Source organism: Mycobacteroides salmoniphilum (genome assembly GCF_004924335.1).
GTDB lineage: Bacteria > Actinomycetota > Actinomycetes > Mycobacteriales > Mycobacteriaceae > Mycobacterium > Mycobacterium salmoniphilum.
The window spans coordinates 3870063-3884012 of record NZ_CP024633.1 but is presented as its reverse complement, the minus strand read 5'-3'; the positions used below and the strand labels follow the sequence as shown (position 1 = coordinate 3884012).

12 protein-coding genes are annotated in these 13950 nt (G+C 63.7%); all 12 read left to right on the top strand.

Features of this window, described 5'->3' with window-relative positions; all coding sequences use genetic code 11:
* Positions 1-3: 3 nt before the first annotated feature.
* The 12 genes from DSM43276_RS19370 (at position 4) to DSM43276_RS19315 (ending at position 13883) form a co-directional block, all read left to right on the top strand.
* The gene (locus DSM43276_RS19370) at positions 4-945 is read left to right on the top strand and encodes a reductase (protein WP_078327948.1); all 942 of its coding nucleotides are present in this window, start codon (positions 4-6) and stop codon (positions 943-945) included.
* Complete coding sequence (locus DSM43276_RS19365; RefSeq protein ID WP_078327947.1) at positions 942-2483, top strand: flavin-containing monooxygenase; 1542 nt, start codon at positions 942-944, stop codon at positions 2481-2483. Before DSM43276_RS19370 ends, DSM43276_RS19365 begins: the two co-directional genes overlap by 4 nt.
* A 169-nt stretch (positions 2484-2652) precedes the next feature.
* Positions 2653-3981: a phthiocerol/phthiodiolone dimycocerosyl transferase family protein gene (locus tag DSM43276_RS19360; protein WP_078327946.1), complete on the top strand. Its 1329-nt coding sequence runs from the start codon at positions 2653-2655 to the stop codon at positions 3979-3981.
* Positions 3982-4036: 55 nt separating this feature from the next.
* Positions 4037-4576, top strand: coding sequence for a hypothetical protein (locus DSM43276_RS19355; protein ID WP_136629124.1), 540 nt, complete (start codon positions 4037-4039; stop codon positions 4574-4576).
* A gap of 43 nt (positions 4577-4619) precedes the next feature.
* Positions 4620-5390, top strand: a complete 771-nt coding sequence (locus tag DSM43276_RS19350) for a phosphoglyceromutase (RefSeq protein ID WP_078327944.1) — start codon at positions 4620-4622, stop codon at positions 5388-5390.
* 150 nt (positions 5391-5540) lie between these two features.
* The gene (locus tag DSM43276_RS19345) at positions 5541-6845 is read left to right on the top strand and encodes a sensor histidine kinase (RefSeq protein WP_078327943.1); all 1305 of its coding nucleotides are present in this window, start codon (positions 5541-5543) and stop codon (positions 6843-6845) included.
* Complete coding sequence (locus DSM43276_RS19340) at positions 6842-7528, top strand: response regulator transcription factor (protein ID WP_070909207.1); 687 nt, start codon at positions 6842-6844, stop codon at positions 7526-7528. The genes DSM43276_RS19345 and DSM43276_RS19340 overlap by 4 nt, the downstream gene beginning before the upstream one ends.
* A 144-nt stretch (positions 7529-7672) precedes the next feature.
* Positions 7673-8953: a TetR/AcrR family transcriptional regulator gene (locus DSM43276_RS19335; protein ID WP_078328028.1), complete on the top strand. Its 1281-nt coding sequence runs from the start codon at positions 7673-7675 to the stop codon at positions 8951-8953.
* Between the two features lie 74 nt (positions 8954-9027).
* On the top strand, positions 9028-10377 hold the full coding sequence (locus tag DSM43276_RS19330; protein ID WP_078327942.1) for an ABC1 kinase family protein: 1350 nt from the start codon (positions 9028-9030) through the stop codon (positions 10375-10377).
* A gap of 103 nt (positions 10378-10480) precedes the next feature.
* A complete protein-coding gene (locus DSM43276_RS19325) occupies positions 10481-11482 on the top strand; it encodes an alpha/beta hydrolase fold domain-containing protein (protein WP_078327941.1) in 1002 nt (333 codons plus the stop codon).
* The gene (locus DSM43276_RS19320; RefSeq protein ID WP_078327940.1) at positions 11479-12336 is read left to right on the top strand and encodes an SDR family NAD(P)-dependent oxidoreductase; all 858 of its coding nucleotides are present in this window, start codon (positions 11479-11481) and stop codon (positions 12334-12336) included. The genes DSM43276_RS19325 and DSM43276_RS19320 overlap by 4 nt, the downstream gene beginning before the upstream one ends.
* Positions 12333-13883, top strand: coding sequence for a flavin-containing monooxygenase (locus tag DSM43276_RS19315; protein ID WP_078327939.1), 1551 nt, complete (start codon positions 12333-12335; stop codon positions 13881-13883). Before DSM43276_RS19320 ends, DSM43276_RS19315 begins: the two co-directional genes overlap by 4 nt.
* The last annotated feature ends 67 nt before the right edge of the window (positions 13884-13950 follow it).

Genomic DNA, 13950 nt, shown 5'->3' with positions numbered 1-13950 from the left:
GAGATGGCCATTGTTCTGGAAGACATGCTGCAGACCATCAAGGACAAGCAGTGGGCCCTGGCTGATGTGGACTGGGATGCTCCTGGCGCCGAGCAGATCACCGATGAGCAGCGGCCCAAGCTGAAGGCCTTCATGGCCGATCTGGTGTGGATCGAAAATATCGGCGCGCGTGGGTTTTCGGCGTTGGCCAAAAAGGCCCCCAATGAGACGCTCGCGGAGATCTATCGGTACTTCCACGCCGAGGAACAGAAGCACGCCAATGCCGAGCTGGCACTGATGCGGCGCTGGGGCATGCTCGAGAAGGATGAAGTTCCTGTTCCGAATGTGAATGTGCGCTTGGCTATTGAATGGCTGGACAGGTATTCGGACGGGCTGTCGCTCACCGTGTTGGGCACCATCATCCCGTTGCTGGAAGTGGCCCTGGACGGTGCGCTGCTGAAGTTCCTGCTGGAGGAGGTCAATGACCCCATCTGTCACCAGGCCTTCCGGCATATCAACTCCGACGAATCACGCCATCTGGCAGTGGATTTCCACGTACTGGACATGATGGGGCAGGGCAATCTACGCCGTGTCGTCATCGAGAATGTCGCCACTGTGCTCAGCCCCTCGTTGCTGATGGGGTTGTTGTTAGGGCTCGGCACTGGGATCCCCCTCATCAACAGAATCAAGGGCAATCTGATCGGCATGGGCCTGAGCGAACAGCGTTTGTATGACGCCATGGAACGGTTCGTCAATGTCGGCAGCCGCGGCAAGGGCACTCGATTGCTGGTGTACCAGGTACTGCGGCTCGGCGCGGCGATGATCACCAACGCGCAGAACCCACTTCACGGCCCGTATCACGCGGTGGCCAACACCATGGTCAAGCTGTCCGACTACTACCCGAAGCGCTGGCTTGCCGAACAGCCGAGCTGGTCCAAGGAACTCACCTATGAGGCCATTGCATGACCGGCCAACCTGATCACTATGTCGCCGTCATCGGTGCCGGGCTGGCCGGATTCGGTATCGGATTGGAGCTGCGCCGCCGAGGTATCGAAGACTTCGTCATCTACGAGCGCATGGACGGCGTTGGTGGTACCTGGCGGCAGAACGTCTATCCCGGTATTGGTGTGGACATTCCGGCGCAGGCCTACCAGTTTCGTCATGCCCTGAACCCGGAGTGGACCAGGTTTTACGCCAAGGGCGGGGAGGTGCTCAGCTATATCGAGCGGCTGTACCGAGAAAACGATGTACAGCGTTTCGTCAGATTCGGCAGCGATGTCGGTGCTCGCACCTGGGACGAGGACGCGAAGTTGTGGCGGCTTCAGGTCAATGGGCAGGAGGTGACGGCGAGGTTCGTCGTCGTCGCGGCCGGACCATTCCCCGAACCCAAACCGGCTGAACTGAAGGGGCTGGAGGACTTCCGCGGCACCGTCCTGCGTTCGGCCGCCTGGGACCACAGCGTCGATCTGCAGGGTAAGCGCGTCGCCGTCGTCGGTACCGGGGCCAGCGCCGTGCAGATCATTCCCGAAATCGCAGGTGAAGTGGGCCATCTCGACGTCTACCAACGCACCCCGATCTGGGTCTTCCCCAAGATCGACCCGAGCATGCCGGGACCATTGCGGGCGTTGTTCCGCCGGGTGCCCACAACGCAACGGCTACTTCAAGAGGGCCTGGAGTTCATCGTGGGTGGCGCTCTCGTCTACGGGGTGCTCTACGCCGGGCGTCTCGGCAATACCCCGGGGGCACTGCGTTGGCTGCTCGGCAATGTCTCGTATCGGTTGCAAGTACCCGATAAGGAGCTGCGGGCCCGGCTCACCCCCGATTACGACTTCGGGTGCAAGCGCCCTGCCACGTCCAACACCTACCTGCGGACCTTCAACCGGTCCAATGTGGAGCTGGTGACCGACCCGATCGAGACCATCACCGAGAAGGGCGTCCGAACCGCGGCGGGTGTGGAACGAGAGATCGACATCTTGATCCTGGCCACCGGTTTCCGGTTGTTCTTCGATCCACAGGTGTACCGGGACCGGCCGGTGACCGGCCGGGACGGCTTCGATCTGGCCGACTTCTATCAGAGTCACGTGCCCCAGAGCTATCACGGTTTCTCGACACCGGGACTGCCCAACACCTTCAACGTCTTTGGCCAATACGGGTGGACCGGTGGCACCTACCACAGTGTGGTTGATACCGCGGCAATTCACATTGGGCGGGTCATCGGCGAGGCGCAACGACTCGGGGCCACCGACGTCGAGGTGCGGGTCGACGCGGCCGATGCCTGGACCCAGGACGCGCGGTCGCGCTACACCTACTCGCTGTTTCAGACCGGCAACTGTGTCACGGCCAACAGCTACTACTTCGACCACAACGGCGAGTCCGCGTATATCCGGCCGCTGTCGACGCAGGCGGCGCGCCGCTCGTCGCGCACCTTCCCACTCCATGACTACGCCTTCGAAGGTTGCGAACAGCCGGTCCGGCCGGTCGCGGTGGCGGCGGTCGCCGAATAGGAGTCACCGCACTACCCGCTGTGTGGTGACGTGATCAGGTTCGCCGCTGCGTATCGGCTAAGCCCGCTGCCTGCGCCGATGGCGTAATGCGTGGCAATATGACAAGTATCGGGTACTTTCAGTATCGATAACTCTGTGTATCGAATACCTGGCTTGTCTAAGGAGCTTCATGCCTGAGCTGCCGCCGCGCGTTCTGTCGCCTTCGGAGTCTGTGTTCGTCATCTCGGGTGCCACGGTGGCGCAACATTGCTATGGCACGGGACCGCTGGACGATGCTGCGCTGAAGGATGCCCTCGCCGGCATGGTGGACCTGTACCCGCTGTTGGGCGGTCGGATCCATGTGTCGCGCAGAGGGTTTGAACTGCGATTCGACCCTCGCGAGCGCCCGGAGGTCGTGTTCCAGGATGTCGGTGATGCCGATGTCGGGGACTATGTCGTGGCCGGGAAGGCGGCCTTGCCCTTTGGGCAGGTGTGTGCGCTGCGGGTGTGCCGGTCCGGCGCGAAGTTTCGTGTGACGCTGCTTCTGCACCACGCGATCGCCGATGCCGACGCCGCCATGGCATATCTGCATGACGTGTGGCAGCTCTACGCGGAGCGAACACGACGGGTGAACGGCGTCGTGGGGCTGATCAGTACACCAGCGCCGCATCCCATTCCGGCCAGCGCCGAGACGCTGTTGCGTGCGCGTGGGTATATCGAACCGGCGTCCCGGCAGATGATGGACCTCCGTCCGGCATACCGCGGCCCCGAATCGATCTGGACCGCCCTGCGACCACGTCGCGCGGAACGCGCACGCATTCAGCTGTCGGTGGAGCAGACCGATCGGCTCGTGGAGGCGGGGCGTGCACATGGCGTCACGCTCAATGGGCTCGTCAGTGCGGCGCTGGTGCTCGCCGAGCGCGAGCTCTCCGGGAAAAGTGAACTATCCGTGGCGATTTCCTCATTTGTGAACTTGCGCTCCCGGATCGATCCGCCGGTCGCTCCGACCGAGGGCACCAACGTGCTGGGCATAGCCGAGATGATCCTTGACGTGAATCGAGGCAGTGCAGCGCTCGACCTCGCCCGCCGCGTTGTCGCGGACATTCGCGATGGGTTGCGGACTACCCGCATCCACCAGAGCGCGTTCGTCCGCGGTGACTTCCGGAGGGCGCTGTCGCTGGTGAGACAGTATTTCCTTCTCGTACCGATGGCAGGTTTGGTGCCCACCTTCACTGCCATCCAGATCACCAACTGGGGGCGGGTGTCGGCGTTCGCAACGCCGGACGGCGTGGATATCCATGATTTTCGTTGTGGCGTCGAACTTCATCCCCTGAGCGCTGCCATCGCGACACGGGGTGTCGCGATGGTGGAGGGTCGGATCTACTTCGTCACCAGCTATAACGGACGCCTGAGTATCGACTTCACCACACTGGACACCAGAAAGAACGACGCCAGGCGGGTTGAGCAGATACTGCACACCGAGATCGAGAAGTTAATTCCTGCAATGGTTTTCGAATGAATCGGCAGTAAGCATCCAGTGGCCGATGGTCGCTATGATCGCAGGAGGTGCCGAAGTGAAGTCGCTTTTTGACTCATCTGGCTGGGGCCGAGAACAGATCGGATTCACCGACGACACCGGAGTTTTCGATGCCGCGGCGGCGGCAGTTGGCTTCGCGGCGTCGGCGGGTCTGTCGCCCCGCGCGGTCACCGCCGTGTTCTTCGCGTCCGGTGCCGTCGCGGCCGGCGGCGACCCCGTCTACATCCAGCACGTCCAGGTCTTTGAGGCGGCGATTGCCGAAGGGGTCCTCCTGGACATGGTTGTCCAGGAGCTATCGGTGGTCGGCGGGGGGCAGCCCGGGCTTGTTGACGACCCCGACGCACGGACGGTGAACATGTTGTCTGCGGTGATGAAGGTCCCGGCGCCGCCGACAACCCGATGGTCGGGCGCGGTGGTGGCGCTGCATATCGCCAATGCGCTCAACGTGCTCCGCATCAACGTGGGCGTGGTGCGCGACCCGGTCGCATGCCGGTACTCCGTCACCGAACTTGTGACGAATGCGTCCATCGTCGTCCGGGATATGCGCAGCGCCGAGCTGAACAGGGAACTGCGCTGATACGTCTGGAGCAGCCGTGCAGCCACATGAGAGACTGGCGCTCATGAGCGGCGAGACCTCCAGTCAGGCAAACGGAGCCACCCTGATCCTGCTGCGCCACGGCGAGAGCCAGTGGAACGCGAAGAACCTGTTCACCGGCTGGGTCGACGTCGATCTGACCGAAAAGGGCCGGTCAGAGGCCCAGCGCGGTGGTGAGCTGCTCGCTCAGCAGGGGCTGCTGCCCGACATTCTGTTCACCTCGCTGCTGCGCCGCGCGATCAACACTGCGCACCTGGCCCTCGATACGGCCGACCGGCTGTGGATTCCGGTGGTGCGGGACTGGCGCCTCAACGAGCGCCACTACGGCGCCCTGCAGGGTCTGGACAAGGCCGAAACCAAGGCCAAGTACGGCGAGGATCAGTTCATGGCCTGGCGCCGCAGCTACGACACCCCGCCGCCGCCCATCGAGCGGGGCAGCCACTACAGCCAGGACCAGGATCCTCGCTACGCCGATATCGGCGGTGGACCGCTCACCGAATGCCTGGCCGACGTGGTGGCGCGGTTCGTGCCGTATTACGAAGAGGCCATCGTGCCGGAGCTTCGTGCGGGCAAGACGGTTCTGATTGCCGCCCACGGTAATTCGCTGCGGGCCTTGGTGAAGTACCTCGACGGGATCTCCGACGAGGAGATCGTCGGGCTCAACATCCCGACCGGTATTCCGTTGCGGTACGACCTCGACGAGAACCTCAAACCGGTCACCCCAGGTGGCGTCTACCTGGACCCGGAGGCCGCGGCCGCCGGAGCCGCGGCGGTAGCCAACCAGGGCGCCAAATAACCTCACCGCAAGTCCGGACCCACCAGAAGTTCGCCAATCGGCGAATATTCGGTGAACTCACGCCTAACACCTGTGCTGGAATGTGTGACTTGCTCGGCATTTAGCCGCACGCTGCTGGGGTGACGTTCACCGAATGCGTACGCTTTTCGCGTGACCGCCGCATCGGGCTCTCTGGTTGTGATCGTGACGATCGCAGCCCTCGCGGCGCTTGCTGCCGGTGCGGCGCTGGGCGCGTGGTATTCGCGTCGCTCCTCGACGCACCGCAAGACCTCCGACATTGCCCAGACCGGGCTGACCGTCTCGCAGATGCTCGAGCGCATTGTCGCCATCTCGCCGACCGGAATTGTCGTCGTCGACAAGCATCAGGACGTGGTCTTGGTCAATGCCCGCGCCCGGGAGCTGGGCTTGGTACGCGACCGCCAGCTCGACGAGCAGGCATGGAACGCCGCCCAACGGACGTTGGCCACCGGTGAGGCCGTCGAAGTGGATCTGACCACCAAACCGAAGGCGCCGGGTCGCGTGGGGTTCTCCCTGCGCGGGCATGTGCGCAGGCTGTCCGATGCCGATCCGCGCTGGGCGGTTATCTACGTCGACGACGACTCCGAGCATGTCCGCATGGAGGCCACTCGCCGCGATTTCGTGGCCAACGTCAGCCACGAGCTCAAGACGCCTGTCGGTGCCATGGGTGTGCTTGCCGAGGCTCTGCTGGAATCCTCCGACGAACCCGAGACCGTGCAGCATTTCGGCGAGCAGGTGCTCGCGGAGTCCCGCCGCCTGGGCAACATGGTCACCGAACTCATCGCGCTCTCCCGGCTCCAGGGGGCCGAAAAGCTGCCCGACCTGGAGGTCGTCGACGTCGACTTCGTGGTTTCCGAGGCACTGAGCCGGTCCAAGGTGGCCGCCGAGAACGCCGATATCGCGGTCACCACAGACGCACCCAGCGGTTTCGAGGTGCGCGGTGACCCCACGCTGCTCATCACGGCCCTCAGCAATCTGGTGGCGAACGCCATTGCCTACTCGTCGCATGGATCGCCGGTATCGATCAGCCGTCGGCGCCGTGGCGACAAGATCGAGATCGCCGTCACCGACCGTGGCATCGGGATCGCCAAGGAACATCAGGAGCGCGTCTTCGAACGCTTCTTTCGGGTGGACAAAGCGCGTTCGCGTGACACCGGGGGCACCGGCCTGGGGCTGGCAATCGTCAAGCACGTGGCCGCCAACCACAATGGCGCCATCAAGCTGTGGAGCCAGCCGGGCACCGGGTCGACCTTCACCCTGTCCCTCCCGGTCTACGAAGACGAGGACGACGCGGTCGAGGAAACCGCAGATCACCCGCAATCAGACCAATCCATGCCTCGCAAAGAAGCGATCAACCACGCCCCGCCGCACGCATCAACCAGCCGCTTACGCGAGGATCGCCAAGCGACTACACGAGAGGAACATGTACGTCGATGACCAGTGTCTTGATTGTTGAGGACGAGGACTCGCTGGCCGATCCACTGGCCTTCCTGCTGCGTAAGGAGGGCTTCGAGGCGACCATCGTCAACGACGGTCCCTCGGCGCTCGCCGAATTCGAGCGCGCCGGTGCCGATATCGTGCTGCTGGACCTCATGCTGCCCGGAATGAGCGGCACCGACGTGTGCAAGCAGCTGCGCGCCAAGTCCAGTGTGCCGGTCATCATGGTGACCGCACGCGACAGCGAGATCGACAAGGTTGTCGGACTGGAACTGGGTGCCGACGATTACGTGACCAAGCCCTACTCGGCGCGCGAACTCATCGCCCGCATTCGGGCGGTGCTGCGCCGCGGGTCGGATTCCGAAGAGACCGCGGCGGGTGACGGCGTGTTGGAGGCGGGCCCGGTTCGCATGGACGTCGATCGGCACACGGTGTCGGTGAACGGGGAAGCGATCACCTTGCCGCTCAAGGAGTTCGACCTCCTCGAGTATCTGATCCGCAACAGCGGCCGGGTGCTCACCCGCGGACAGCTGATCGACCGGGTGTGGGGCGCCGACTACGTGGGTGACACCAAGACCCTGGACGTGCACGTCAAGCGGCTGCGTTCCAAGATCGAGTCGGATCCCGCCAATCCGGTGCACCTGGTGACGGTGCGTGGTCTGGGCTACAAGCTGGAGGGTTGACCTCTCACCGCGCATGGTCCGGCGCGTACGTGTTTAGACTCTGACGGCAATGAAGCGTGCGTATCCGCGCGCGCCCCGGATCGGTCAGACACGTCGATGGAGCAGCTAGTGGCGCAGGATCCGCCTCGCCGAGGACGGCCCCCGGTGTCCGGACTTGCCGACAGGCGTCGTCAACAGATCGTGGACGCGGCCTTCGCGGCATTCACCGAAAACGGCTACGAGCAGACCAGCATGTCCGATATCGCCACCCGGGCCGGCATGGGGCAGGGCACCGTCTACCGGTATGTCGATAGCAAGCGCGAGGTTCTGGACCTGGTCTTCGACTATGGCGTGGAGCGCCTTGTCGACACCCTGGCGCTCGATGACTTTCTCGACGTGGTCGGCGGAACGGCCGGTATCGAAGAACGAAACGACATCATCATGGAAGGCGGCCGCCGCCTCTATGCACTGGTGGACCAGGAGCCGGCTCTGCTCAAACTCCTGACCGTCCAGTCGGCCGCCGCCGATAAGGAACTCAAACAGCGCGTGCTGGGTATTCAGGGGATGCTCGATTCGTACGTCCAGCGGGGTTTGGATAGCGGCCGCCGCGCTGGGTGGGTTCCGGAGGATGACCACAACCACGCCGTGCTTGCGCGCCTGTTGCCGGCACTGGTTCTCCCCGGGTTTCTCCTCGCCCAAAGCCGGCACGATAACCCCAGTACCCGAGAGCGATTTGTGACTACCGCTTCGCAGATCGCGGAGACGGGCATTTTGCGTGACGGTGCGGTTCTAGAGCCCGGCGCCGGGCATACGGCTGCGGAAACCGTTGATTCCGTGCATATTCCGGTGCCTGTTGCCGCTGATCGCCGGAATGAACTCCTCGATGCCGCGCTTGGTTGCTTCCTGTCCGACGGTTACCACGGCGTCGGAGTGAACGAGATCGTCGAGCGGCTCGGGGTCAGCCACGGCACGTTCTACAACTACTACCAGAACAAACGCGACTTGCTCGATGCGCTGATGGTCCGTGAGTTTTCGGCGATGGAACCTGTCCTGTCGCGACCGGTTGGCCGTCTCGATGCGCGTCAGGACATTGAACGTGCTCTGGCACAAGGATTTAGCAACGCGCTCGAGGCGGTGGCTGGTCGGTTACCCGCGCTGATCTTCGTGTGCACGGAGGCTGCCGGAGTGGATCCGGAGGCGCTTCAGTCCATTATTCAGTTCTTCCGCTTTGCGTCGGTGCGTAGCGAGCAGTCCGTGTACTCGATGATCGGCGCCGACCGGATCAACCCGTCGATCGACACCGAGTTCCTCGGCCAGGCCTTTGTGTCGTTGCTGATTGGTGCCGTGACCCTGATCGTTGACGACGACGGGCGGACGGACCATATTGACGAGTACGCGCGAGCCATCACGCAGTTTTTGCTCTATGGTCTGAACCCAGCGCCGTAGACCGGCGTGGGAAACGAAGGAGCACTCCCATCGGCGAACCAGTTGACAACGAGGTCAACGCAACTCGGGCCGGCGTGCCGCTGCGTGCGAAGAGGGCCGCGGCGCTGGGAAAGGTTGTTGCCGGTCACGCCGTGCGGTCGGCGATCACGACGGCGATAAAGCCGGTCGCCGCGGACGTTGCCGCCCGTCGGGACGCCGATATTCTGCGGTTCGCCGACGATCTCGTGGCTGTCGCGGGCTCGATGAAGGGGGCGGCGCAGAAGCTTGGTCAGCTGCTGTCCGTCGTGGATGTGGGTATCACCTCTAGCTCGGTCAGAGACGAGTTCACCGCTCGGCTTGCGCCCCTGTTCGACAATGCGCCAAGGGTTCCCGACGAGACGATGCACCGGGCGCTGGACCGCGAGCTGGGCGGGCTGCGTGGCCGGATCGTGAGCATCGAGGCCGGGGCCATCGCTTCAGCCTCCATCGGGCAGGTGTACCGCGCCCGCCTCGACGACGGGCGAATGGTCGCGGTCAAGATCCAGTACCCGGATATCGCGTCCAAGGTCCGAGCGGACCTGAAGAACCTGCAGCTGGTGGCGAAGCTGGCGTCCAAGAAGATGCCGGCGAGCAATAGCCAGGCCATCGTTGCGGAGGTGCAGCGACAGATGATCAAGGAAGTCGACTACCGCACCGAGCTGGCTCATCACCGGCGGATCTTCGACGCCTTCCGCGAACATCCCGGGTGGCGTATCCCCGAGCCGATTACGGAACTGTGTACCGAACACGTCCTGGTGACCGAGTACCTCGACGGCGTGCCCTTCGACGGCCTCATCGGTGAGGATCAGCCGGTTCGGGACCGAGTGGGGGAGGCGATCTATCGCTTCTACTGCGGCGAGATGTACCGCACCGGATTCTTCTGCGCCGACCCTCATCCGGGCAACATCATGCTGCTTCCCGATGGTCGGGTCGGCTTTCTGGACTTCGGGCTGTGCATGGACATGGAGCCCGAGGACGCCGAAGTGCAGCGCAAGGTGTTCCGGGCGTTGCTCACCGGGAATGACGACGAGGCGTTCGATATCGCCGTGGCGGCGGGATTCCTGGCAGACCCGCAGGCCATGGAGCGAAGTGCGGCTACCGAGTACATCCGTGCGGTCAGTAGCTGGCATCTGGGCGACGGGAGCCTGCGGATGACGCCGGATATCGGTCGGCGCTCGGTCGCCGATGCCGTGCTGCCCTCCTCCAAGTTCTACGACGGCATCCGCAACCAGCGTTTGGTGGAGACGCACACGATGGCGCGGCGTACCGAGATGTGTGTGGCGGCATTACTCGGCAAGCTCGGCGCCGAGGCGCCCTGGTCGGCGATCGCCCGCGAGTATCTCGGCCTTGCCGGTATCGCCACCCCGCTGGGTGAAGCCATAGAAAGCTGGTCTCACCAGCGCTGACGGCCAATCTAGCGAGTGCGGGAACTCGCTCTTGTATTTTTATGAATGGCATGTCAGTCTGTTAAACAGTTGCCTGTGTACGAAGATCACCGAGGGAGTGCCGATGACGGCCGATGTGGTGCCGCTGCATGCGGAGCGTGTGCAGTTCACACGCGTTGAGCGAGGCTCGCTGACGTTTCTGCTGCGATTGGGGCGGCTGGGCATCCGGCTGTTCGCGTATCCGGTGATTGCGCTGTGGGCACGATTCCCGCTTTTGCCATGGCCGTACCGGGTCGTAGACCTGGCGGCCGTGGTGCTGCGGCCCGTGCGAGGTGTGCGTCGTTCGCGTGTGCGGCTCGCACACTGTGACGCCGAGCTGATGGCGCCCACGGGCGAGTCGCCCAGTGGCGCGGTGCTTTATCTGCACGGCGGGGCGTTCGTCGTCGGCGGGCTGAACACGCACCGCAGGCTGGTCTCGCGCATCGTCGTGGGCGCGGGTGTCACGTCCCTTGCCGTCAATTACCGCAAGCTGCCGGGGCACGCTGTGTCGGCAGCGGTCGAGGACGCGCTCGACGGATACCGGTACCTCATCGACCTCGGCTATCGGTCCGAGGAGATCGTCATCGCGGGGGATTCCGCGGGTGGCTTTCTGGGTTTGGTCACCAGCCTGATCACGCAGCGTCGCGGTCTCGGCGCGCCGGGTGCTCTGGTGTGCATGTCCCCCCTGGTGCAGCGCGACCCCGCGGGCAAGCTGGTGTTGGCCAGCCAATCCAACGACTCGTTGTTCCCGCCGGCGGCGCTGATCGCCATGGAGCGCCTCATGCTGTCCGCGGAAAGGTCCACGGCGGGACTTGCGGCCCTGGACAGTTTTGTCGAGGGTGGCCCCGCCGTGCTGGCCTGCCTGCCGCCGACGCTTATTCAGGTGGGTAGTGACGAAATCCTGCGCCCCGATGCCGAATTCGCGGCTGCTCGGCTAGCCGAGGCCGGGGTGCCGGTCGAACTGCAGATATGGAGAAATCAGGTGCACGACTTCCAGATAGCCGCGGATGTGCTTGGCGATGCGAGGGCCGCCGTGGGCGAGATCTCGGCGTTCGTCAGGGCTCACGTGGGCCGGCCGGCCGCATGAAGTTCACAGAGATTCAGATGGAAAGCGCCATCGCGTTGGTCACGGGTGGCGCCCGCGGTATCGGGCTGTCCATCGCGCAACGGTTGGCGCGCGAGGGTGTACGAGTGGTCATCGCCGATCTCGACGGCGAGGCCGCGGCCCGAGCGGCACGCGAAATCGGCTCGGGTGCACAAGGATTTGCGCTAGATGTGGCCGAATTTGACGAGTATCTACGTGTGGTGACCGAGGTCGAAGAGACCATCGGACCCATTGACATCGTGGTGAACAACGCGGGGATCATGCCCGTGGGCCCGCTGCTGGGAGAGCTGCGCGGGGTGGCCGAGGCGACGATGCGCGTCAACTTCTGGAGTCACTACATCTCCTACCAGGTGCTCGCTCCGCGGATGATCGCCCGGGGGAGAGGACATTTCATCAACGTGACATCGGCGGCCGGCGCCATTCACTCACCGGGCCTTGCCAGCTATGTCGCATCGAAGCATGCTGCCACCGGATTCGCACGCAGTGCCCGCGAGGAGCTGGTCGGTACCGGCGTGACGATCTCGACGGTCATGCCGGCGGCCGTCCGCACGCAGCTTGTGGACGGAATTCCGTTCAAATGGTGGGAGAAACTGGGGATCATTCCTCCCGAGTGGGTGGCACGCGATGCGGTGAGGACCGTGCGCAACAGGCCCGCGGTGGTCGGTTCCCCGAGGGGCACAGTGCTCGCGCTGCGTCTTCAGCATCTGATTCCGGAGTGGTTGTGGCTGTTGGGTAGGCGAGTCGTGAATGCCGACAGGACTGTGGGGCCCGTGGACCGGCGAGCACGCAGTGAATATGACGGCCGTATCGAACAGCAGGTCGAGGCGACCTTATGAGTACCCCTGAGCATGAGACCGTCGTCATCGGTGCCGGGATAGGTGGGCTCGGTGCCGCCATCGGGCTGAAGCGCGCAGGACTGACCGATTTCGTGATCCTGGAGAGGTCAGCCGGGATAGGTGGCACCTGGTACAACAACCACTATCCTGATGTGGCGGTGGATGTCCCGGGGATCGTGTACCAGTTCTCCTTCGCGAAAAATCCCGACTGGTCCCGCACCTTTCCCAAGGGGCGAGAGGTGCAGCAGTACATCGCGAGCCTGGTCGACCAGTACCGCCTGAACGACCACCTCCGGTTGGGGCACGAGGTCATGAAGCGGGAGTGGGACGAGGACAACCACCTATGGCGCCTCACTCTCGCCGACGACCGGGTGATGACGTCGAGATACGTCATCACCGCGGTCGGTGCCTTCGTCGAGCCGAAGGTGCCGGCTATCCCGGGCCTGGATTCATTCGGCGGCAAGGTGATCCAGACCCAGAACTGGGACCATGATTTCGACCTCAAGGGCAAGCGGGTAGCGGTGATCGGCACCGGGGCCACCTCGGTTCAGCTGATTCCACAGATGGCCCGGGTGGCTTCGCATGTGGATGTGTATCAGCGCCGGGCCATCTGGGTGTTTGCAAAACCGGACTTTCCGATACCGCGTATCGCCCGGCTGGCCCTGAAGTACGTCCCCGGCCTGCAGTCGCTGATCCGGGGGATCGCCGCGGCCGCGGTAGAGGTCGGCCTGGTGGCGATCACGGTGTACGGCAAGCAGATCGCGCCTATCACGTTGATCCCGAAATGGGCTTGCCGCGCGTTCCTTTTCAGCCAGGTTCGCGACAAAGAGCTGCGCAAGAAGCTCACTCCCGAGTACGGATTCGGGTGCAAACGCCCGAGCGTCTCGAATATTTACTACCGCACCTTCACCCAGCCCCACGTGGATCTGGTGACCGATCCGATCGCCAAGATCACCCCGACCGGGGTCGTCACCAAGGATGGTGTGCATCGCGATATCGATGTCCTGGTGCTCGCCACCGGGTTCGAGATGTCCCAAAGCCCCGAGGTCTACCGCGCACGCCCTGTCAAGGGGCGTGATGGCTTTGATCTGGCCGACTACTACGAGAACAATCGTGCCAGGGCATACGAAGGTGTGACGATGCCCCAGCTGCCCAACACCTTCATGGTTTTCGGGCCGTTCGCGTGGAGCGGCAGCTCGTGGCACGTGATGGTGGAGAACGCCACGCGTATCGCCGTGCGGGTGATCACCGAGGCACGCAAGCGCGGCGCGACGGCCTTCGCGGTGACCGAAGAAGCCAACGATCGGTTCTTTGATTTCATTGCACCCAAAGCGGAGTCGACGCTCATGCATGGGCGTGCGTGTGTCAACGCCAACTCCTATTACATCGACCGTCATGGCGACTTCTCATTCTTACGCCCCACCACGGCGTACCAGTCGACGCGTGCCAGTAAACGCTTCCCGCTCGACGACTTCCGATTTGAGAAGCTGACGGTTCCGGGCGATCGCACCGCGATGGCGAAAGCCGCCGCCGTACCGGCGAACTAGCCAGGAGACACGTGTCTATGCCGCTCATGATCGGGGTCGCCGCGGTGCTCGGTGCGGCGATCCGTTG

Coding starts and splice junctions, on each gene's coding strand:
- DSM43276_RS19320 (WP_078327940.1), top strand. CDS start 11,479: ATGAAGTTCACAGAGATTCAGATGGAAAGCGCCATCGCGTTGGTCACG.
- DSM43276_RS19350 (WP_078327944.1), top strand. CDS start 4,620: ATGAGCGGCGAGACCTCCAGTCAGGCAAACGGAGCCACCCTGATCCTG.
- DSM43276_RS19370 (WP_078327948.1), top strand. CDS start 4: ATGGCCATTGTTCTGGAAGACATGCTGCAGACCATCAAGGACAAGCAG.
- DSM43276_RS19360 (WP_078327946.1), top strand. CDS start 2,653: ATGCCTGAGCTGCCGCCGCGCGTTCTGTCGCCTTCGGAGTCTGTGTTC.
- DSM43276_RS19365 (WP_078327947.1), top strand. CDS start 942: ATGACCGGCCAACCTGATCACTATGTCGCCGTCATCGGTGCCGGGCTG.
- DSM43276_RS19325 (WP_078327941.1), top strand. CDS start 10,481: ATGACGGCCGATGTGGTGCCGCTGCATGCGGAGCGTGTGCAGTTCACA.
- DSM43276_RS19315 (WP_078327939.1), top strand. CDS start 12,333: ATGAGTACCCCTGAGCATGAGACCGTCGTCATCGGTGCCGGGATAGGT.
- DSM43276_RS19340 (WP_070909207.1), top strand. CDS start 6,842: ATGACCAGTGTCTTGATTGTTGAGGACGAGGACTCGCTGGCCGATCCA.